This is a genomic window from Streptomyces sp. NBC_00569, assembly GCF_036345255.1.
Lineage (GTDB): Bacteria > Actinomycetota > Actinomycetes > Streptomycetales > Streptomycetaceae > Streptomyces.
In genome coordinates this window covers 5,163,867-5,183,811 of the sequence record NZ_CP107783.1, presented here as the reverse complement: position 1 = coordinate 5,183,811, position 19,945 = coordinate 5,163,867, and the positions used below count along the sequence as shown (strand labels likewise).

Below are 19,945 nucleotides of genomic sequence, written 5' to 3'. Positions count from 1 at the left end.
CTCCCCCGGGCGTCCGTTAGCGTAGTGCTTCCGCGGCGCTGAAGGAGATAAGGGTACGTTGAGCAATTCTGCCGACTCCCAGGGTGAGCCCCCGGGCGGGGGCCGTCCCCGTGCGCGCCTGCGACCTGTGCGGATTCTGACGTTGGCCGTGTTCGCGCTGGCCGGGCTGATCTTCTTCACCAGCTTCAACACCGCCAAGGGCACCAACATCCGCACGGACGCCTCGCTGCTGAAGCTCTCCGATCTCATCCAGGAGCGCAGCCACAAGAACGGACAGCTCGAGGAGTCCAACGGCGCGATCCGTGACGACGTCGACGCCCTCACCGAGCACGGCGGCGCCGGCACCAAGGCCGAGGACGCCAAGCTGTCCGCCCTGGAGAAGGCGTCCGGTACCAAGAAACTGCGCGGGCAGGCCGTCTCGGTCACGCTCGCGGACGCCCCGCCGAACGCCACCGCCAAGCTCCCCGGCTACCCCGAACCCCAGCCGAACGACCTGGTCATCCACCAGCAGGACCTCCAGGCCGTCGTGAACGCCCTGTGGAACGGCGGCGCGCAAGGTATCAAGGTCATGGACCAGCGGCTCATCGCCACCAGTGCCGTGCGCTGCGTCGGCAACACCCTGATCCTCCAGGGCCGCGTCTACTCGCCCCCGTACAAGATCACCGCGGTCGGGGACCCGGAGAAGCTGAAGCAGGCTCTCGCCGCCTCGCCCCAGATCCAGAACTACATGCTCTACGTCAATGCCTACGGGCTCGGCTGGAAAGTCGAGGACGACGGGGCGGTGACTCTTCCCGGTTACTCGGGCACAGTGGATCTCCACTACGCGAAGCCCGTGGAGTAGCCGCCGCCTGGGGGAGCATGTGTCGGTCCGAGTGGTCGTCAGGACGTTCAGCGAACTGTGCATCACGGTCGGCGCCCTGATCGTTCTGTTCGTCGTCTACGTGCTGTTCTGGACCGGCGTGAAGGCCGACAGCGCCATGGACCACCAGATCGACACCCTGCAGAACCAGTGGTCCAAGGGATCGGTGGCGGTCGAACAGCCCCGCCCGAGCCCGTCGCCGAGCCAGAGCCAGGGTCAGAGCGACAACCAGAGCCCCGCTCAGGACCAGGAGCAGGGCCAGCCTCAGACCCCGGCCCCCTATAAGGACGGCAAGCCGTTCGCCGTCATGTACATCCCCCGGCTCGGTTTCACGTGGAACAAACCGGTGCTCCAGGGAACGGGCGTGGACATCCTCAAGAAGGGCCTCGGCCACTACGCGGGCACGGCGCAGCTCGGGCAGAAGGGGAACTTCTCCGTCGCCGGACACCGCCGCACCTACGGCGACCCGTTCAAGGACTTCCCGAAGCTGCGCCCCGGTGACGCGGTCGTCCTCACCGACGGCACCACCTGGTTCACGTACCGCATCGACACCAAGCCCTACAAGACGCTGCCCAGCGATGTCGCCGTCATCGACCCGGTGCCGCGCAAGTCCGGATACAAGGAGCCGGGGCGCTATCTGACGCTGACGACGTGCGAGCCCGAGTGGGGTCACAGCCACCGGCTGATCGTCTGGGCGCACCTTGATGCCACCCAGCCCGCGGAGGCCGGGAAACCGGAGGCCCTGCGCCGTTAGTCTGTTGCCGTACGGCGACGGAAGGGACGGCATGTACGGCTGGATCTGGCGGCATCTGCCGGGAAACACGTGGATCAGAGCACTGATCTCGCTACTGCTCGTCCTCGTGGTGGTCTACGTACTCTTCCAGTACGTCTTCCCGTGGGCCGAGCCCCTGCTGCCCTTCAATGATGTGACGGTGAACAACTAGTGGACGAGCGCAGCCGCACCCGCATTCTCGTGGTCGACAACTACGACAGCTTCGTCTTCAACCTCGTCCAGTACCTGTACCAGCTGGGCGCAGAGTGCGAAGTGCTGCGCAACGACGAGGTCGAGACGCGGCACGCGCAGGACGGCTTCGACGGCGTACTGCTGTCCCCGGGCCCGGGGACCCCCGAACAGGCCGGTGTCTGCGTCGAGATGGTGCGCCACTGCGCGGCGACCGGGGTGCCCGTCTTCGGCGTCTGCCTCGGCATGCAGTCCATGCAGGTCGCCTACGGCGGCGTCGTGGACCGTGCCCCCGAGCTGCTGCACGGCAAGACGTCCCTCGTGCGGCACGAGGGCATGGGCGTCTTCGCGGGACTGCCGAACCCGTTCACGGCGACCCGCTACCACTCCCTCGCCGCCGAACCGGACACGGTCCCCGACGAGCTCGAGGTCACCGCGCGCACCGAGGACGGCATCATCATGGGCCTGCGCCACCGTGAACTGCCCGTCGAGGGCGTGCAGTTCCACCCCGAGTCCGTCCTCACGGAACACGGCCACCTGATGCTGGCCAACTGGCTGGCCGCCTGCGGCGACAAGACCGCAGTGGCACGATCGGCCGGGCTCGCCCCGGTCGTGGGCAGGGCCTCGGCGTGACCGCCCTGCGCCCCGAGCGCGAGGGAGCCTCGTACGAGCAGGAACCGTACGAGGCTGCCGGTGCGTTCGAGGCGGCCGTTCAGAGTCTCGACGACCCGCTGAACGATCCACTGCCCGGGCAGCACCCCTCGCCCTGGTTCCGCGCCCCGGACGCGTCCGAGGAGCAGCCTCAGCCGTATCCTCAGCCCCAGCCGCACGCTCAACAGCCGCTCCAGGCCCAGCCGTCGCCCCAGCCGGAGCAGGAGTGGTACGACCCGCGGGGTTACGCGCAGGACTGGTACGGCGGCGAACAACAGGCCCCGCAGACACCGCAGCCGCACGTCCAGCAGGCGCCGCAGCCCGTGTATGTGCCGCCCGCCCGCGAGTACGAGGCGAGACCGCCGCGGCCCGTCCCGGACGACGAGACGGTAGCCCTGCGCACCGCGGACACCCGGCGAACAGTCGAACCCGGCTCAGACGCAGACGCGTATACAGACGTAGACGCGCATAAAGACGTAGACACCGACACCGCCTCCGAGTCCGACTCCGGCACGCCCGGGCGCTCCGCCGGGCCCGTGGTGACCGGTGGCCGGGCCGCGCGCAGGAAGGCCGCCAAGCACGGCGGCAGGCGCTCGGCGGCGGCCGCGCCGACCTCGGAGCCCGCCTCCCCACCGCGCAGCCGCCTGGAGGCGCGCAGGGCCGCGAGGGCGAGCAAGCCCAGCACCGGCGAGGTCGCCAGCCGGGCGATAGGCGAAACGTTCATCACCATCGGCGTGCTGATGCTGCTCTTCGTCACCTACCAGCTGTGGTGGTCGAACATCCGGGCTCACCAGCAGGCGGGCAGCGCGGCGCACCACCTTCAGGACGACTGGGCGAACGGCAAGCGGGAGCCGGACAAGTTCGCGCCCGGTCAGGGCTTCGCGATCATGCACATCCCGAAGCTGGACGTCGTCGTGCCGATCGCCGAGGGCATCAGCAAGACGAAGGTCCTGGACCGCGGCATGGTCGGCCACTACGGCAAGGACAGCATCGAGACGGCGATGCCGGATGCCAAGACTGGCAACTTCGCGGTCGCGGGGCACCGCAACACGCACGGAGAGCCGTTCCGCTACATCAACCGCCTTCAGCCGGGCGATCCGATCGTCGTCGAGACGCAGGACACGTACTACGTGTACAAGATGACGAGCATCCTTCCGCAGACCCCGCCGAGCAACACCACCGTCCTCAATCCGGTCCCGCAGGGATCCGGGTTCACGGCTCCGGGCCGGTACATCACGCTGACCACGTGCACGCCGGAATTCACCAGCACGTATCGAATGATCGTCTGGGGCAAGATGGTCGAGGAACGGCCGCGCAGCAAGGGGAAGCCGGACGCGCTCGTGCAGTAGCGGGGCACGCGGCAAGCGGCAATCAGCAGGTAACCAGGCACAGCACAGGCACAGGCACAGGTTCAGGGACAGGGACGGGGCACAAGCAGTGGCAGCGACGACCGACCACGACGAGCGGGCCGGCGAGGCGCCGCCCGCGCCACGACGCGGCCGTGGCCGCATCGCCGGCGCCGTCAGTCTCTTCGGTGAACTCCTCATCACGGCGGGCCTGGTCCTCGGCCTGTTCGTCGCCTACTCGTTGTGGTGGACGAATGTGGTCGCGGACCGCGCCGCGCACAAGCAGGGCGACAAGGTGCGCGACCAGTGGGCCGACCTCGGCCCCGGCGCGCTCGACACCAAGAACGGCATCGGCTTCCTGCACGTGCCGTCGATGAAGAACGGCGAGGTGCTCGTCGAGAAGGGCACCTCGTCGAAGATCCTCAACGACGGTGTCGCCGGCTATTACACCGACCCGGTCAAGTCCGCACTGCCGACGGCCGCCAAGGGCAACTTCACGCTCGCCGCGCACCGGGACGGGCACGGGGCGAAGTTCCACAACATCGACAAGATCAAGAAGGGCGACCCGATCGTCTTCGAGTCGAAGGACAAGTGGTACGTCTACAAGGTGTACGACATCCTTCCTCAGACGTCGAAGTACGACGTGAAGGTCCTCGCCCCGGTCCCCAAGGCGTCGGGCGTGAAGAAGTCCGGCCGGTACATCACGCTGACGACGTGCACGCCCGTCTACACGTCCACGTACCGCTATGTGGTGTGGGGCGAGCTGGAGCGGATCGACAAGGTCGACAGCGAGCGGACTCCGCCGCCGGAGCTGCGCTGACGGCGCCACCGGCACAGGTGAGGGACCCGCACATGAGCTCCCTCGCACCTGAGCCACCCGTACGTGGGAACCTCCGCACCGCACGTGAGCACCCCCGAGTCACCACCCGAAGAGCGCGCACGTAGAACCTCCGAGTCACCACCCGAAGAGCGCGCACGAAAGAACCCCGGCACCGCGTCTGCGATGCCGGGGTTCTTTCATGACGGGCGGGCGCCTAGTCGCCGGTGGCGCCTCCGAAGATCCCGCCGCCGCCGTTGTCCCCGCCGCCGTTCTGGCCGGGCGGGGTGGTGAGCAGGGTGATCGTGTCGCCCTTGTTCACCGGCGAGTTGGGGCCGGGCTGGCTGGTCACGACCGTGGCGTTCGGGTCGTTGGACGAGCCGGGCGCCAGAGCCGGGACGAGACCGAGGTCCGTCAGCTGCTTCTGTACTTCCTTCAGCTTCTTGCCGGCGATGTCACCGGGCACCGTGATCTGCTCGGCGGCCTTGGCAACCTTCAGGTAGACCGTGGAGCCCGGCTCTGCCGTGCCGCCCGCCACGGGGCTCTGCGAGAAGACCTTGCCGGCCTCGGCTGCGTTCTCCTCCTCGGTGCAGGTGCCCTTGAGGTTGTTGTCGGCCAGCTGCGCCTTCGCCTCGTCGCACGTCTTGTTGGAGACGTCCGGCACGGTGGAGAGCTTCTTCTCCTTGGCGACAGTCAGGGTGATGGTGCTCCCCTTCTGCTTCTCGGTGCCGCCCGACGGGTCCTGGCTGATGACGACGTCGGGAGTCTGGCTCGACTCCTTGGTCTCCTTCACCACCTCGAAGCCCTTGTCGTTGAGCTGCGACTCGGCCTCGGTGAAGTCCAGGCCCCTGACGTCGGGCACCGCGACCTTCGGCGCACCGGTCGACACCGTCACCGTGATGGTGTCGCCCTTCTTGACGTCGGTCCCCGCGACCGGGCTCTGCGAGCAGATCTGGCCCTTGGGGAACTTGTCGCAGGGCTCCTTCTTCGTGGCGTCCAGCTTGAGGTGCGTGTTGTCGGCGGCGAGCCTGGCATCGGGGACCGTCTTGCCGACGAACTTGGGTGCCGCGAACGGAGCGTTGTTTCCGCTCCCGTCGGTGAACCACTTGCCGATCAGGATCGCGCCGACCAGGACGAGGATGCCCGCGAGGACGAGCAGGATCGTCGACGTACGGCTCTTGCTCTGGCTCTGGCGGCGCCGGTCGGGGCGGTCGTCGTAGCCGTAGCCGCCGTCGTCCGGATTGACCGGCGGCAGCATCGACGTCTGACCGCCGCCGTTCTGCGGGTGCAGCATCGCGGTCTGCTGGTCGTCCGGGTGGCCGCCGTAGCCGACGGCGCCCATCGCCGCGGTCGCCCCGACCGGCTGCCCGTCGAGGCACGCCTCGATGTCGGCGCGCATCTCGTCCGCGGACTGGTAGCGGTAGTCCGGGTCCTTGGTGAGGGCCTTGAGGACGATCGCGTCCATCTCGGGCGTGATCTCGGAGTCGAAGACGCTCGGCGGCTGCGGCTCCTCGCGCACATGCTGGTACGCGACCGCTACCGGGGAGTCGCCCACGAAGGGCGGCCGCACGGTCAGCAGCTCGTAGAGGAGACAGCCCGTCGAATAAAGGTCGGACCGCGCGTCGACCTGCTCGCCCTTGGCCTGCTCCGGGGAGAGGTACTGGGCGGTGCCGATCACGGCCGACGTCTGCGTCATCGTCATGCCGGAGTCGCCCATGGCGCGGGCGATGCCGAAGTCCATCACCTTGACCTGGCCGGTCCGCGTCAGCATGACGTTGGCCGGCTTGATGTCACGGTGGACGATGCCCGCGCGGTGCGAGTACTCGAGTGCCTGGAGGATGCCGATCGTCATCTCCATGGCACGCTCGGGCAGCAGCTTGCGCCCGGAGTGCAGCAGCTCACGCAGCGTGGATCCGTCGACGTACTCCATCACGATGTACGGGATGGAGGTCCCGTCGATGTAGTCCTCACCGGTGTCGTACACGGCGACGATCGCGGGATGGTTGAGCGAGGCGGCCGACTGGGCCTCCCGGCGGAACCGGGCCTGGAACGACGGGTCGCGCGCGAGATCGGCGCGAAGCGTCTTCACCGCCACGGTGCGACCGAGCCGGGTGTCATGGGCGAGATAGACCTCCGCCATGCCACCACGGCCGAGCACCTGGCCCAGCTCGTACCGGCCGCCGAGGCGACGCGGCTCTTCCATGGTTACCTACCAGCCCTCTCCGTCGGTCCCGACCGTCACCCGTGCGGGGTCGGGCGGTGTGCTGTCCGGGCATACCGTACCCGGCCTGTCGTGCCTGACCTGCCCGAGACCGTCACCCGATACAGGACCGGTATCGCAACGTGCACCGATGTGAAGAACACGTGACCGGGCTCACTTCTTGCTGTTGAGTACCGCTTCCATCACGCTCTTGGCGATCGGCGCGGCCAGACCGCCACCGGAGATGTCGTCACGGTTGGCGCTGCCGTCCTCGACGACCACGGCCACGGCGACCGGCGAGCTGCCGTCCTTGGCCTTCGCATAAGAGAGGAACCAGGCGTAAGGCTTCTCACTGTTGTTGAGGCCGTGCTGGGCGGTACCCGTCTTTCCGCCGACGGTGTAGCCGGGGATCTGCGCGTTCGTGCCGGTGCCCTCGCTGACGACCGTCTCCATCATCGACTGAAGGATCTGGGCGTTCTTCTGCGACAGCGGCCGGCTCATCTCCTTCGGCGTGTGCTGCTCGATGGTGTCGAGGCTCGGCGCCTGGAGGTCGCTGACCATGTACGGCTCCATGAGCTTGCCGTCATTGGCGACGGCGGAGGCCACCATCGCCATCTGCAGGGGCGTCGCGGCGGTGTTGTACTGGCCGATCGAGGAGAGCGCCGTCTGCGACGTGTTCATGTCGTTGGAGAACACGGACGCGTTCGAACGGACCGGCGTGAACTGCTCCTTGTTGAAGCCGAACTTCTCCGCGGTCTCCAGCATCTTGTCGTTGCCGAGGTCGGCGCCGATCTTGCCGAACACGGTGTTGCAGGAGTAGCGCAGGGCCACCCGCAGCGTCGCGTTCTTGCAGGGGATGTTCCCCTCGTTCTTCAGCTCGGTCGTCGTGCCGGGCATCGTCCACGGCAGCGGCGTCTTCGTGTCCTCGTCGGGGTTCGTGTAGAGGTTGTGCTCCAGCGCGGCCGCCGCTGTCACGATCTTGAACGTGGAACCCGGCGGGTACGTCTCGCGCAGGGCGCGGTTCGTGAGCGGCTTGTCCTTGTTCTTGTCGAGCTTGCCGAACGTGTCGCCGTCCTTCTGCAGGATCCCGGCGAACGACGACGGGTCGTACGACGGCGTCGACGCCATCGCGAGGATCGCACCGGTCTTCGGGTCGATCGCGACGGCGGCACCCTTGCCCCGGTTCTTCAGACCGTCGTACGCGGCCTTCTGCGCGGCGGCGTTGAGGGTGGTGACGACGTTGCCACCCTCCTTCTTCTTACCGGTGATCATGTCCATGGTGCGGCGGAAGAACAGCCGGTCGTCGTTGCCGGTGAGGATGCCGTCCTCGATGGACTCGATCTGGCTCGCGCCGACCAGCTGCGAGGCGTACCCGGTGACGGGCGCCCACATGGGCCCGTCCTTCCAGGTCCGCTTGTACTTGAGGTCGGTACCGTCCGTCGCCACGGAACCCGTGATCGACTTGCCGTCGACGATGATGTCGCCGCGCGGCTGCGCGTACCGCTCGATGGCGACGCGCGGGTTCTGCTTGTCGGACTGCAGCTTGTCGGCCTGGGCGTACTGGAGCCAGTTGTCGCGGATCAGCAGGGCGAGGACGAGGAGCCCGCAGAAGATCGCGATCCGGCGCAGGGGTTTGTTCACGGTCGGACCACCTGGGTCATCTCGGCGTCGGGGCTGGGGGCGGGGGCCGGCGCCGGGCGGCGCGCGGTATCGCTGATACGGATCAGGATGCCGATCAGCGCCCAGTTCGCGATCACGGAGGAACCGCCGTACGCGAGGAACGGCATGGTCATACCGGTCAGCGGGATGAGACCCATGACACCGCCGGCGACGACGAACACCTGGATCGCGAACGCGCCGGACAGACCGGCCGCGAGCAGCTTGCCGAACGGGTCACGGGCCGCGAGCGCCGTACGCAGACCGCGCTCGGCGATCAGCCCGTACATCAGCAGGATCGCCATGATGCCCGCGAGGCCGAGCTCCTCGCCGAACGTGGCGAGGACGAAGTCGGAGTTCGCGGCGAACTTGATCAGGTCGGAGTGGCCCTGGCCGAGGCCCGTGCCGAGCACGCCACCGGAGCCGAACGCCCACAGGGCCTGCATCGCCTGCTCGGAGTGACCGGCGACGCCCTGCCTGCTCAGCATGTACTCGTGCATCGGGTCGAGCCACGCCTGGACACGGCTCTGCACGTGCGGCTCGAACGAGGCGACACCGACCGCGCCGACCGCCGACATCAGCAGACCGAACACGATCCAGCTGGTGCGCTCCGTGGCGACGTACAGCATCACGACGAACATGCCGAAGAACAGCAGCGACGTACCGAGGTCCGTCTCGAAGACCAGGATCAGGATCGACATCACCCAGACGACGATGATCGGTCCGAGGTCACGGCCACGCGGCAGGTACAGGCCCATGAAACGGCGGCTGGCCAGCGCCAGCGCGTCCCGCTTCACCATTAGGTAGCCCGCGAAGAACACTGCGATGACGATCTTCGCGAACTCACCGGGCTGGATGGAGAACCCGCCGATGCTGATCCAGATCTTCGCGCCGAACACGTTCATGCCGAGACCCGGCACGAGCGGCAGCAGCAGCAGGATCAGCGCGCCCACCATCGAGATGTAGGTGTAGCGCTGCAGGATGCGGTGGTCCTTGAGCAGCATGAGCACGCCCACGAACAGGGCGATGCCGATCGCGGAGTACATCAGCTGGTTCGGCGCGTCCGGGCTGAACGACCCGTACTGCGACTTGGCGAGCTGCTGCAGGCGCTCCGACTGGTCCAGGCGCCAGATGATGACCAGACCCATGCCGTTGAGCAGGGTCGCGATCGGCAGGAGCAGCGGATCGGCGTACGGAGCGAACCGGCGTACGACGATGTGCGCGACGCCCGCGAGCAGGCCGAGGCCCAGGCCGTAGCCCAGGAGCCCGGCGGGCAGCGAGCCGTCGATCGCCAGACCCACGTTCGCGTACGCGAAAACGGGGATGACGACGGCGAACGCGAGGAGCGCGAGCTCGGTGTTGCGCCGGCTCGGCGCACCGATCGCGCCGATGGTCGACGTGTGTGTAGTGCTACTGCTCATGGCGTGCAAAGGCCCCCAACGGCTGCTTACTGCTTACCGCACAGCGGGACCAGCTTCTGCTCATCCTCCGAGAGGCTGGGGCCAGGTGTGGGCGTCGGTGCGGTCTTGGACTTGGCCGTTCCGGACGGCGTGGGTGTCGGACTCGGCGCTGTCTTCGCCGAGGCGCGTGACGTGGTGAAAGACGTCTTGGTGGCGCCTGTGGTGCCACCCGCCTCGCCCTCGCCGGTCTTCGCGTTCTGATCGTTCTCCGCCTGGCGGCGCTCGGCGTCCTTCTTGCAGGCCGAGGCCTGCACCGACAGCTCGCCGATCTTGTCCTTGGCGTCACCGAAGCTGCCCTCGGTGATCGTCGCCTCGACCTGCTTGCGCTGGTACGGCGGCAGGTACTTGAGTTCGATCTCGGGGTGGTCCGTCTCGACCTTCGACAGATTCACCCACGCCAGGTCCTGGCTGATGCCGCGGTACAGCGCGACATGCGACTCGTTCGAACCGACGTAGTACTGCGTCTGCGTCCAGCGGTAGCCGCCGTACAGGCCACCGCCCACGACGGCCAGCGCCAGGACGATGAAGAAGGATCTCTTGAGCCACTTGCGGCCGCGCCGCGGCTTGACGAAGTCGTCGTCCCCGTACGAGCCGAAGCTTCCCTCTGGAGCGTAACCGGCCGGGTCGCCGCTGCCGGGCGGGCCGAACTCGCCACCGCCGCCCTGCCCGGGAACCTGCCTGCCCGACCCGCGGCCGAGCTCCGACGCACGGCCCGCGGGGGTCTGCATCGCGCCGCCGTCGTGCAGCTGATGCTGCTGGTTCTCGGCGACCGCGCCCACGATGACCGGAGCGTCGGACAGCTGACCGGCGAGCGTGTCACCGCTGTCGATGTCCAGGACGTCCGCCACGATCACCGTGATGTTGTCCGGGCCACCGCCGCGCAGCGCCAGCTGGATCAGGTCCTGCACGGTCTCCTGCGGGCCCTGGTAGCTGGCGAGGGTCTCCTCCATCGTCTGGTGGGAGACCACGCCGGACAGGCCGTCGGAGCAGATCAGGTACCGGTCGCCGGCCCGCACTTCGCGGATGGAGAGGTCGGGCTCGACGTGATCGCCACTGCCCAGCGCGCGCATGAGGAGGGACCTCTGCGGGTGGGTGGTGGCTTCCTCTTCCGTGATGCGGCCCTCGTCGACGAGGCGCTGCACCCAGGTGTGGTCCTGTGTGATCTGCGTCAGCACACCGTCGCGCAGCAGATACGCGCGCGAGTCGCCGACGTGCACGAGACCGAGGCGCTGACCCGTCCACAGCAGAGCGGTCAGGGTCGTCCCCATGCCTTCCAGCTGGGGATCCTCCTCGACCATCATCCGCAGCTGGTCGTTGGCCCGCTGCACGGCCGTGCCGAGCGACGTGAGGATGTCGGAGCCGGGAACGTCGTCGTCGAGCGCGACGATCGTCGAGATCACCTCCGACGAGGCGACCTCACCGGCGGCCTGACCCCCCATGCCGTCGGCGATCGCGAGGAGACGCGGACCGGCGTAGCCCGAGTCCTCGTTCCCCTCGCGGATCATGCCTTTGTGCGATCCGGCGGCGAAGCGCAACGACAGACTCATGCGCACCTCGCCCGTCGGCTCCGGGTACATCCGCACGGTGCCCACCCTCCGGTCGGGAGCGCGCTGAGGTCTTGGGTGACCGCGTCGGCTCGCTCGCTCCGCTCGCTCATTGTCGTACTACTTCCGCAGCTCGATGACGGTCTTGCCGATGCGGATCGGCGCGCCCAGCGGAATCGGTTGCGGGGTGGTCAGCCGGGCCCGGTCGAGATAGGTGCCGTTGGTGGACCCGAGGTCCTCCACGATCCACTGTCCGTCCCGGTCCGGGTAGATCCTGGCATGCTTGCTCGACGCGTAGTCGTCGTCGAGGACGATCGTCGAATCGTGCGCACGGCCCAGCGTGATGGTCTGGCCCTGCAGCGCCACCGTGGTGCCCGTGAGGGTGCCCTCGGAGACGACGAGTTTTGTGGGGGCGCCGCGGCGCTGCCGCCCGCCACCCCCGCCGCTGTTCTGCTGCTGGGCGCGCTGCTGCGGCGGCGCGGACTGGCGGGCCGCCGCCTGCTGCTGGCGCCCGCTGTCACGACGCGACCCGCGCTGGGTGACGCGCGTACCGAACAGGTCGCTGCGGATGACCTGGACGGCCACGATCACGAACAGCCACAGAACGGCCAGGAAACCCAACCGCATGACCGTCAGGGTCAGCTCTGACATTGCCCCCGCTTCACCCTTCGGCTTGCCGGTAAATGATGGTGGTACTGCCCACGACGATCCGCGAGCCGTCGCGGAGCGTAGCGCGGGTGGTGTGCTGCCCGTCCACCACGATGCCGTTGGTGGACCCGAGATCCTGGATCGTCGAGGGCGTTCCGGTCCGAATCTCACAGTGCCGGCGAGAGACGCCGGGGTCGTCGATCCGCACATCGGCTTCGGTGCTGCGGCCGAGGACCAGCGTGGGGCGCGAGATCTGATGGCGTGTGCCATTGATCTCGATCCAGTGACGCACCTGAGCGCCGGGCAGCGGTCCTGCCTGGTTACGCGGCCGGGCTCCCGCCGGTGCCTGCCCGGGACGGCCCGGAGGCGGCCCCGCGGGCATCGGCGGCGCGCTCGCCGGCGGATAGCCGTACCCGCCGCCAGCGTTCGCCGCCGGCGGATAGCCGTAGCCTCCGCCCGCCGCCGGGGGCGCCGAAGCGGGGCCCCGGCCGGGCTGCGGCGGCTGCTGGGAGGGCTGGGACTGCTGCTGGCTGGAGCTCGACGCGAGCGTGCGGCTGCGTACCCGGTACAGACCCGTGTCCAGGTCGTCCGCCTTCTCCAGGTGGACCTTGATCGGTCCCATGAAGGTGTAGCGCTGCTGCTTCGCGTAGTCGCGCACCATGCCGGACAGCTCGTCGCCGAGCTGCCCCGAGTAGGGGCTGAGACGCTCGAAGTCCGGCGCGCTCAGCTCCACGATGAAGTCGTTGGGGACGACGGTCCGCTCGCGGTTCCAGATCGTCGCGTTGTTGTCGCACTCGCGCTGGAGGGCGCCGGCGATCTCGACGGGCTGGACCTCGGACTTGAACACCTTGGCGAAGGTGCCGTTGACCAGACCCTCGAGACGCTGCTCGAACTTCTTCAGGACTCCCATGGGGCACCTCCTCCTTCGTTTTCGTCCTGGTACTGCTTACTGATCGTATCCACGCGCCGGGAAATCGGCTGGTTCCCCCTGTCAGCCCGGTCGATGAGTGTCGACCCTCACAGCTGGATCGTAGAGGGGGTACCTGGACAGTGTCCCGCACGTGGAGGGGGAGCCGGGAGGGGACGGGGAAGGTGGGGTTGCGGGGCTTGGGGTTGGCGGTGGGATCGAAGGTGCTGACGGGGTCGGCGGTCGGGTTGCGGAGCGGGGGCGCTGGGACGTGGCGTGGATCCCCTTCAGAGGCTTCGGACGGCCGGCGGAGCACCGGCGGAGCACCGGTGGACTGTCGGCGGAGTGCTCCGGACTGCCGGCGGACCGCATCGGATGCGAGGTCAGCGGGGGTGGGTCTGCCCAGCAGGTGCCCGCGAAAACGGATGTGAATCCACCCTCTGCAGCGTGCTAATCTTCTGGATGTCGGAAGGCGCTCACCCCGAAAGGGCGAGGGACTGGAAGGCACACCCAATGCGCGGGTGGCGGAATAGGCAGACGCGCTGGATTCAGGTTCCAGTGCCCGAAAGGGCGTGGGGGTTCAACTCCCCCCTCGCGCACAAGGAAGAACCGACGAAACGGGTCTTCACCGGTGACGAAAGTCCTGGTGGGGGCCCGTTTCTCGTTGATCGGGCCGCTCGCTGCGGCTCGGTAGCCAGCACCAACTTGCAAGAGTGGCATTGAACACATCAGAGCCCTCGCCTGTGACCTGTCGGTCGGGGCGAGGGCTCTGATGTTGTCCGGCAGGTCCTTCGGATGAGCGCCGGATGCCTACGGTGTCGGTGATAGATGGCCTGTCGGGGTCCAGGCTCCGAGCGGCTTGGTCGTCCGGCGGTGGTGGGTGCACCTGCGCCTGCGCTGTCCGCTCAGCGCCAGGGTCTCGCCCCAGTTTTTGATCTTCCGTTGGTTGGCATGAGCCAGTTGGAAGACGAGCAGCACGGTCTGAGCGGCGATGCCGCGGATCCGTCGCCCACCAGCGGCCTCGATGGCTTCGGCGAGAGGGCTTTTTGCGTAACCGTTGTATCCCTCGACGCTGTTGCGCAGCCGGAAGTAGACCTTCTGCCATTGCTCGCCCCCATACTCGAGGGCCTGCCAGTGCTTGGATCCGTCGGCGGGGGCCAGGGTGATGCTGCGCTGGCGGCAGACCTTGAGCGGCCCCGCGGGGCTCGGCCTCCGGGTCGACGAGCGGCAGCTGGATGCCTCTGCCCATGGACCGGCTCTTGATGGGGCACTGGACCTTGCCGGCTTCTGCGGGACACATCACACGCTGATGGCCCCTCGCTGTTCTCGTGCTCCTTGGACACCAGGTGGTGAGCTGTGCGGGCCTCGATGAGCCGGATCCAGGTCTCGCGGTCGATGCGGCCTGCGTACAGGTCCCGGGTCGCGTCGATCAGCGGTTGCGGCATGGAGGGGCAGTACCAGGTCCCCTCCACCAAGATCGCGCCCTGAGTCTCCGCTGCTTACCGAGCTGGTCGTGTTGTCGTCCACGAGCACATCGTCATAGGGGGCGTCGCGGGTGACCGCGAAGGCCGCGTCGTACCCGAGGAGGTACTTGGCCCTTTTCTTCAGGGAGGGCTTCCTCGACTCCCTTGCCGTGGGCTGCCCCGACCCTGCCTTCTGGGGAGGACGGATGACGTCCGCGGCGGAGGCCGTGTCGGGGTCGCGATGATCTCCCTCGCGGACGTACCAGCCTGCGTCCGAGTCGGTCGAGAGTTCGGAGCCACGGGGTTCGCGGCCGCGGGCAGAAGTGTGGACAGTAATGGCATCAACGGCCAGGGAGCTGTCAGACAACTCAGCGAGCAAGTCCCTGAGGGGACATACGGATGCGTCGAGGGCGAACTCGGTGAACAAAGCGAGCCGGTGTTCGCGCGCGGCCAGAACATTTGGATCGGCCGCAGTAATGAGGCGATCTGCCTCTTCGCGGGACAGGCTTTTGTTGGCCGGCAGGGGTGAGGGGACCATCGCCCGGCGCGGGAAGAGGCGGTGGACGACGGCGAACCCGCTTCGAAACCTTGATCGTTGTCGGGGTAGTCGGGCACTCAGAGGTGTTCTCGGGACTGGGCGCTGATCCCGAAGAAGAGGATGTCGGTGTCTCTCCAGAATGATTCTTCGGGTGTTGATCTAGGTGCACCGATGGAGGCCGAAGAGCAGGGCGAGCAGAAGGAGCCTGGGCGGGCGCCCGCGGCCCAGGTGCACGAACCCCCGAAGCAGTGGCATCAGGCCGCTGTTGTCGACTTCGTCGCTGGCGGCCGCGATGTCCGGGTCCGGGAGCAGCCCGCACTCCGCGCGCATTGCCAGCAGTCGCTCGTGCCGGTCTGTGGAGAAGCCGCTGACGGCGCTGCCGTCCATCAGTCGCCCCGCAAGAGCGCGGCTGCTTCGTCGGCGGGGATGCCTTCAGGGCGGGGAAGTACGCCGGAGAGGCCGTGTGCAGAGTGTCGACGGCCGCCGCAGCAACGATCACGGTGATGGGAAGGGGCGCGTTGGTGCTGGGGTCTTTCTCTTCATGCCCAAACAGCACCCCGACGCCGCATGATCTGCTCCGCCGAGGCCAAACGCACCCAGTGACCGCTCAAGAAGCACGTACCTGGATTGATTGGCAGGCAGTTTGGTACGCGGATCGAAGAAACGAATCAGCTGGTCAGCGCACCATCCATTGATCACTCAAGTCGGTGAACCATCCCATCAACCAGAAACATGATCGCGGCGTAGGAGTTCTTTTCGATCGGAGAGACTCTCCGACGAAAGGTGATTGTTCATGGTCGTGCATTATCGATCCCGGCTCTTCATGGCCGTTGCCGCCGCTTGCGCTCTCGCGCTGACGAGTTCCTCGGCGGCGCAGGCCGGCGCTGTCGGATCGACTCCTGTCCGAACCTTCGAGTACAGCGTTGGCGGCATGACGATGAAAGTTCCGACCGGATGCGCGTTCACACACATCATCCGAGGCGGCGGGAAGAAGATCACCTATCAGAACGCCGGCGTCGACTGTGCTTTTGTCGCCGCGCTCGGCACTGGTTTCTGCAACTGGCGCATCGACTTCACGTACGCGAACACCAACAACAGGACGTACAGGACCTCCCGGGGGCGAACGCACCCCGAGTGCAAGATCGATCCCATGCGGAACAACTCTCCCCAGACGCTGCCTCGTTATGGAAAGGCGTGTGCGCATCTCTACGTCAACGGGGTGCGCCGAGTGAGCCAGTGTCACCACATCACGAAGTGAGCCGTTCATGATTGATCGACAGCAGGGGCGGGACCAGGGATGGGAGGCGCGGCGACGGCCCGCTGGGATCGCCGCGTTCGTGGCGGGTCTCGTCGTGACACTCGTCTTCTTCGCCTTCTTCCCGAGGCTTCCACACGTCATCGATTGGGGGGCGATCGTCGCTGCCGTTCTGGTAGGAGCACTCACCCGATGGGTCTGCCTGGCGTGGGTGGGGAAGAGGGGCAGAGACAGCAAGTGAGTTCGGGCGTAGCGACGAGGGCTGGCAGCGGGACCCCTGCTGCTATTGGGCGCGGAGCGCGGACTGTGGGTGCTGGACGCTCAAGGCCTTGACGCCCCTGCCTGCGCCGTGGGAAATCTGTGCCAACAGTCCGGGAAACGATCTATGCGTCGGACTCATGGGGCCTGATCTTTGCCTTTCGTTGGTGCCCCACAAGTCAGAAGCCCCGCAGATCTCAGATCTGCGGGGCTTCTGCGTTTTCCGGACGCGAGCGGTCCTGTGCGGGCGCGGCGGCGCAGGTCCTGGCTCGGGCGGGTGCGGGCCCTGAGCACCGGTCCGTCTCGGCTCCGGCGAGTTCGGCCGTGAGGACAATCACAATGATCGGTGAAGGGTCCCCCGGCGTCGTACGGGACGGGGGGGACCCTCGGACCGCGGTGCTTTCGTGCGCGTCGGTGACGGCGCGGAGCGTCAGGCGGCGTCGGCGGAGAAGCGTGCGGCGAGCTCCTTGGCCCGGGCGTCCGCGTCCTCCAGGGCCTTGGTGCGAGACGCCTCGGCGAGCGGGATGAGCTCGCTCATCGCCGGAGTCGAGTGCGCCAGCGTCAGCTCGGGAACGATGAAGTCCACGTCCAGGCCCAGCATCGTGCCGAGAAGGTCACGCAGGTAGTTCTGCACGTACTCGAAGGGCTCGCGCGGGGTGCCCGGCGCGTACGAGCCGCCACGGCTGGCGACGACCGTGACCGGAGTCCCCTTCGCGGACGGCGTCTCGCCGGCGGTGCGACCCATGAGGATCACCTGGTCCAGCCAGGCCTTCAGGGTCGACGGGATCGAGAAGTTGTACATAGGGGCGCCGATCAGCACCGCGTCCGCCTGCTCCAGTTCCTCGATGAGCCTCAGACGCTCGGCGAAGGCCGCGGCCTGCTCGGGGCTGTGGGTGGCGGGATCGGCGAAACCGGCGGAGGCGCCGACCGCGTCCAGGTGCGGGACCGGATTCACGGCCAGATCGCGGTAGATCACGGTGCCGTCGGGGTGCTGCTCCTCCCAGGTCTTGCGGAAGGCGTCGGCGACGGTGCGGGAAGCGGAGGCCGAGCCGGGCCAGACGGACGAGTCGACGTGCAGAAGCGTGGGCATTGGGGGTCTCCAAGGTGCGGGCGGTCAGCCGCGTAGGTAGGTGCAGTTCCGTTCGGAGCTACCGTATGAACAGTAACTTACTTTTATTTAGTCCCCTACGAGAGGGCAGTACCCTGAAGGAATGGCGGGCAACGGGGAACACGAGAGCGACGTCGCATGCGAGGCGGGGACCCACAGCCCCGAAGCGTGCAAGCGGGTCGACAGCGGCATCACGCGCGTCTTCGGACTGCTCGGCAAGCGCTGGACGGGACTCGTCGTCTCCGTCCTCCTCCAGCACCCCGTCCACTTCGCCGACCTGCGCCGAGCCATCCCCGGCATCAGCGAGCGCATGCTCTCGGACCGCCTCACCGAACTCGGCGCCGCCGGCCTCGTCGTACGCGAGGTCGACGAAGGACCCCCGCTCCGCGTCGCCTACCGCCTGACAGAAGCAGGCGCCGCCCTCGAACCGGCACTGAAGGAACTCGGGCTCTGGGCCGAGGCGTATCTGCCTGAGGGGTAGAGGCGTATCCGCCTGAGGGGTAGGGGGCTGTGCGAGGGGGCCCGTCCCTCCCCGACGCCGCTCGTACGTTCTGGCGCCGCCCGTACGTTTTGGTGCCGTCCGCGTGCCGCGCCGCCGTGGCGGGGGGGGGCGAGGGCTCGGGTTCGGCAGTCGGGCTCGGCCCGCAGGTTCGGGCGTGCGGTTCCGCGTTCGGGCTCGGTGCTCCTGTTTTCCGCACTCCGGTTTCGCGCTCGGGTTTCCACAATCGCGGGGTTATCCACAGGCTCTGACGGCTTCCGGCCGACGGCGGTACGGTCGTCGCCAGTTGATGTTCAGAGACGGGGGAGGCGGTCCGTGTGACCGAGCTCGACACGGCGGTGCCGGCACAGCGTGAGGAACCGGCAGCCCGACGGCTGCGGGCCGTCGAGGGGTTCGCGACGCGACCCTCCTCCGGATCACCCAAGCAGGAGGGCAAAGCCCTGCGCGACCGCGTACCGCGCTCCGCCCACGCGGCCCTCACCCTGCACCCCGCCCGCCCCGACGCCGTCGCCGCGGTCGAGGAGTCCAACCTCGGCCGGATCGAGGAGCTCACACCCATACGCGTCGGCAGGATGGCGGCGACCCCGTTCGCGTTTCTGCGCGGATCCGCCGGCCTCATGGCCCACGACCTCGCGCAGACCCCCGTCACCGGCATCGGCACCCAGATCTGCGGAGACGCTCACGCGGCGAACTTCGGCCTCTACGCCGACGCCCGCGGCGGCCTCGTCATCGACCTCAACGACTTCGACGAAACCGTGCACGGCCCCTGGGAATGGGACGTGAAGCGACTCGCCACCTCGCTCGTCCTCGCGGGCCGCGAAGCCGGAGCCGACGAGGACACCTGCCGGGAAGCCGCGCACTACGCGGTGGGCGCGTACCGCCGCACGATGCGCCTGCTGGCCAGACTGCCCGCCCTCGACGCGTGGAACGCCATCGCCGACGAGGAACTCGTCTCCCACACCGACGCCCACGACCTCGTCGGCACGCTGGAACGCGTATCCGAGAAGGCCCGCAACAACACCAGCGGCAGATTCGCCGCCAGATCCACCGAACTGGCCGAGGACGGCACCCGACGCTTCGTCGACGCACCACCCGTGCTGCGCCGCGTACCCGACGGGGAGGCGTCCGAGGTCGCGGCATCCCTCGGCGACTACCTGCAGACGCTCTCCGAAGACCGCCTCCCCTTGCTCGGCCGCTACGCGATCCAGGACGTCGCCTTCCGCGTCGTCGGCACCGGGAGCGTGGGCACGAGGTCGTACGTCGTGCTGCTCCTCGACCACCGGGGAGAGGCACTCGTGCTCCAGGTGAAGGAAGCCCGCCCCTCCGCGCTGCTGCCCCACCTGCCCGCAGTCGGCTTCGAGACACCGGCGCCCGTCCATGAGGGGCGGCGCGTGGTCCTCGGACAGAAGCGGATGCAGGTCGTCAGCGACATCCTGCTCGGCTGGACGACCGTGGCCGGACGACCCTTCCAGGTAAGGCAGTTCAGAAACCGCAAGGGAAGTGTCGACCCCTCGGCTCTCGCCGCCGACCAGATGGACGACTACGGCCGCATGACGGGCGCGCTCCTCGCCCGCGCCCACGCCCACAGCGCCGACCCCCGACTGATCGCCGGCTACTGCGGCAAGAACGAGGAACTGGACGAGGCCGTCGCCCAGTTCGCGGTCGCCTACGCGGACCGCACGGAACAGGACCACGCATCCCTCGTCAGGGCTGTGCGGGAGGGGCGGGTGGAGGCTGAGGTGGGGGTTTGAGGGGGTGCGGGGGGCGGGGGGTGA

At 68.0% G+C, this 19,945-nt stretch carries 18 protein-coding genes and 1 tRNA gene; 11 read left to right on the top strand and 8 right to left on the bottom strand.

Going from position 1 to position 19,945, the window contains the following annotated elements; all coding sequences use genetic code 11:
* Nucleotides 1-58 precede the first annotated feature (58 nt).
* The 6 genes from OHO83_RS23315 (at nt 59) to OHO83_RS23290 (ending at nt 4,637) form a co-directional block, all read left to right on the top strand.
* On the top strand, nt 59-841 hold the full coding sequence (locus OHO83_RS23315; RefSeq protein WP_266672379.1) for a DUF881 domain-containing protein: 783 nt from the start codon (nt 59-61) through the stop codon (nt 839-841).
* Nucleotides 842-860: 19 nt separating this feature from the next.
* A complete protein-coding gene (locus tag OHO83_RS23310) occupies nt 861-1,613 on the top strand; it encodes a class E sortase (protein ID WP_329434572.1) in 753 nt (250 codons plus the stop codon).
* 31 nt (nt 1,614-1,644) lie between these two features.
* Nucleotides 1,645-1,803 (top strand): hypothetical protein, encoded by a 159-nt coding sequence (locus OHO83_RS23305; protein ID WP_127827559.1) that lies wholly within the window; start codon nt 1,645-1,647, stop codon nt 1,801-1,803.
* A complete protein-coding gene (locus OHO83_RS23300; RefSeq protein ID WP_266672384.1) occupies nt 1,803-2,453 on the top strand; it encodes an aminodeoxychorismate/anthranilate synthase component II in 651 nt (216 codons plus the stop codon). The genes OHO83_RS23305 and OHO83_RS23300 overlap by 1 nt, the downstream gene beginning before the upstream one ends.
* Entirely contained in the window at nt 2,450-3,820 is a 1,371-nt protein-coding gene (locus OHO83_RS23295) for a class E sortase (protein WP_330279763.1), read from the top strand. Before OHO83_RS23300 ends, OHO83_RS23295 begins: the two co-directional genes overlap by 4 nt.
* Nucleotides 3,821-3,908: 88 nt before the next feature.
* Nucleotides 3,909-4,637 (top strand): class E sortase, encoded by a 729-nt coding sequence (locus OHO83_RS23290; protein WP_266672388.1) that lies wholly within the window; start codon nt 3,909-3,911, stop codon nt 4,635-4,637.
* A 214-nt stretch (nt 4,638-4,851) separates the two neighbouring features.
* On the opposite strand, the gene pknB is transcribed toward OHO83_RS23290, so the two are convergent.
* The 6 genes from pknB to OHO83_RS23260 all read right to left on the bottom strand — a co-directional run bounded on the left by pknB (nt 4,852) and on the right by OHO83_RS23260 (nt 13,052).
* The gene (pknB, locus tag OHO83_RS23285) at nt 4,852-6,837 is read right to left on the bottom strand and encodes a Stk1 family PASTA domain-containing Ser/Thr kinase (RefSeq protein WP_266672390.1); all 1,986 of its coding nucleotides are present in this window, start codon (nt 6,835-6,837) and stop codon (nt 4,852-4,854) included.
* A gap of 171 nt (nt 6,838-7,008) precedes the next feature.
* Nucleotides 7,009-8,475: a peptidoglycan D,D-transpeptidase FtsI family protein gene (locus OHO83_RS23280; RefSeq protein WP_330279762.1), complete on the bottom strand. Its 1,467-nt coding sequence runs from the start codon at nt 8,473-8,475 to the stop codon at nt 7,009-7,011.
* Nucleotides 8,472-9,911: an FtsW/RodA/SpoVE family cell cycle protein gene (locus OHO83_RS23275; protein ID WP_266562246.1), complete on the bottom strand. Its 1,440-nt coding sequence runs from the start codon at nt 9,909-9,911 to the stop codon at nt 8,472-8,474. Before OHO83_RS23275 ends, OHO83_RS23280 begins: the two co-directional genes overlap by 4 nt.
* A 26-nt stretch (nt 9,912-9,937) precedes the next feature.
* A complete protein-coding gene (locus tag OHO83_RS23270) occupies nt 9,938-11,527 on the bottom strand; it encodes a Stp1/IreP family PP2C-type Ser/Thr phosphatase (protein ID WP_323186996.1) in 1,590 nt (529 codons plus the stop codon).
* Between the two features lie 87 nt (nt 11,528-11,614).
* Nucleotides 11,615-12,145 carry an FHA domain-containing protein FhaB/FipA gene (locus tag OHO83_RS23265; protein WP_266672394.1) on the bottom strand — a complete coding sequence of 177 codons (531 nt, stop codon included), beginning with the start codon at nt 12,143-12,145 and terminating at the stop codon, nt 11,615-11,617.
* Nucleotides 12,146-12,155: 10 nt separating this feature from the next.
* Nucleotides 12,156-13,052 (bottom strand): FhaA domain-containing protein, encoded by an 897-nt coding sequence (locus OHO83_RS23260; RefSeq protein WP_266672396.1) that lies wholly within the window; start codon nt 13,050-13,052, stop codon nt 12,156-12,158.
* Nucleotides 13,053-13,564: 512 nt separating this feature from the next.
* Here OHO83_RS23260 and OHO83_RS23255 point away from each other — a divergent pair.
* A tRNA-Leu gene (locus OHO83_RS23255) sits at nt 13,565-13,648 on the top strand.
* 1,561 nt (nt 13,649-15,209) lie between these two features.
* Here the strand turns inward: OHO83_RS23255 and OHO83_RS23250 are convergent.
* A complete protein-coding gene (locus OHO83_RS23250) occupies nt 15,210-15,437 on the bottom strand; it encodes a hypothetical protein (protein ID WP_330279761.1) in 228 nt (75 codons plus the stop codon).
* A gap of 406 nt (nt 15,438-15,843) precedes the next feature.
* Between OHO83_RS23250 and OHO83_RS23245 the strand changes: the two genes are divergently transcribed.
* Entirely contained in the window at nt 15,844-16,308 is a 465-nt protein-coding gene (locus OHO83_RS23245; protein WP_330279760.1) for a hypothetical protein, read from the top strand.
* A gap of 7 nt (nt 16,309-16,315) precedes the next feature.
* Nucleotides 16,316-16,546 carry a hypothetical protein gene (locus OHO83_RS23240; RefSeq protein ID WP_330279759.1) on the top strand — a complete coding sequence of 77 codons (231 nt, stop codon included), beginning with the start codon at nt 16,316-16,318 and terminating at the stop codon, nt 16,544-16,546.
* A gap of 447 nt (nt 16,547-16,993) precedes the next feature.
* On the opposite strand, the gene OHO83_RS23235 is transcribed toward OHO83_RS23240, so the two are convergent.
* Nucleotides 16,994-17,653, bottom strand: a complete 660-nt coding sequence (locus OHO83_RS23235) for an FMN-dependent NADH-azoreductase (protein ID WP_266672398.1) — start codon at nt 17,651-17,653, stop codon at nt 16,994-16,996.
* Between the two features lie 121 nt (nt 17,654-17,774).
* On the opposite strand from OHO83_RS23235, the gene OHO83_RS23230 reads away from it, so the two are divergent.
* Together OHO83_RS23230 and OHO83_RS23225 are read left to right on the top strand one after the other, a co-directional pair.
* A complete protein-coding gene (locus OHO83_RS23230; RefSeq protein ID WP_266672400.1) occupies nt 17,775-18,152 on the top strand; it encodes a winged helix-turn-helix transcriptional regulator in 378 nt (125 codons plus the stop codon).
* A gap of 335 nt (nt 18,153-18,487) precedes the next feature.
* A complete protein-coding gene (locus tag OHO83_RS23225) occupies nt 18,488-19,921 on the top strand; it encodes a DUF2252 domain-containing protein (RefSeq protein WP_330279758.1) in 1,434 nt (477 codons plus the stop codon).
* The last annotated feature ends 24 nt before the right edge of the window (nt 19,922-19,945 follow it).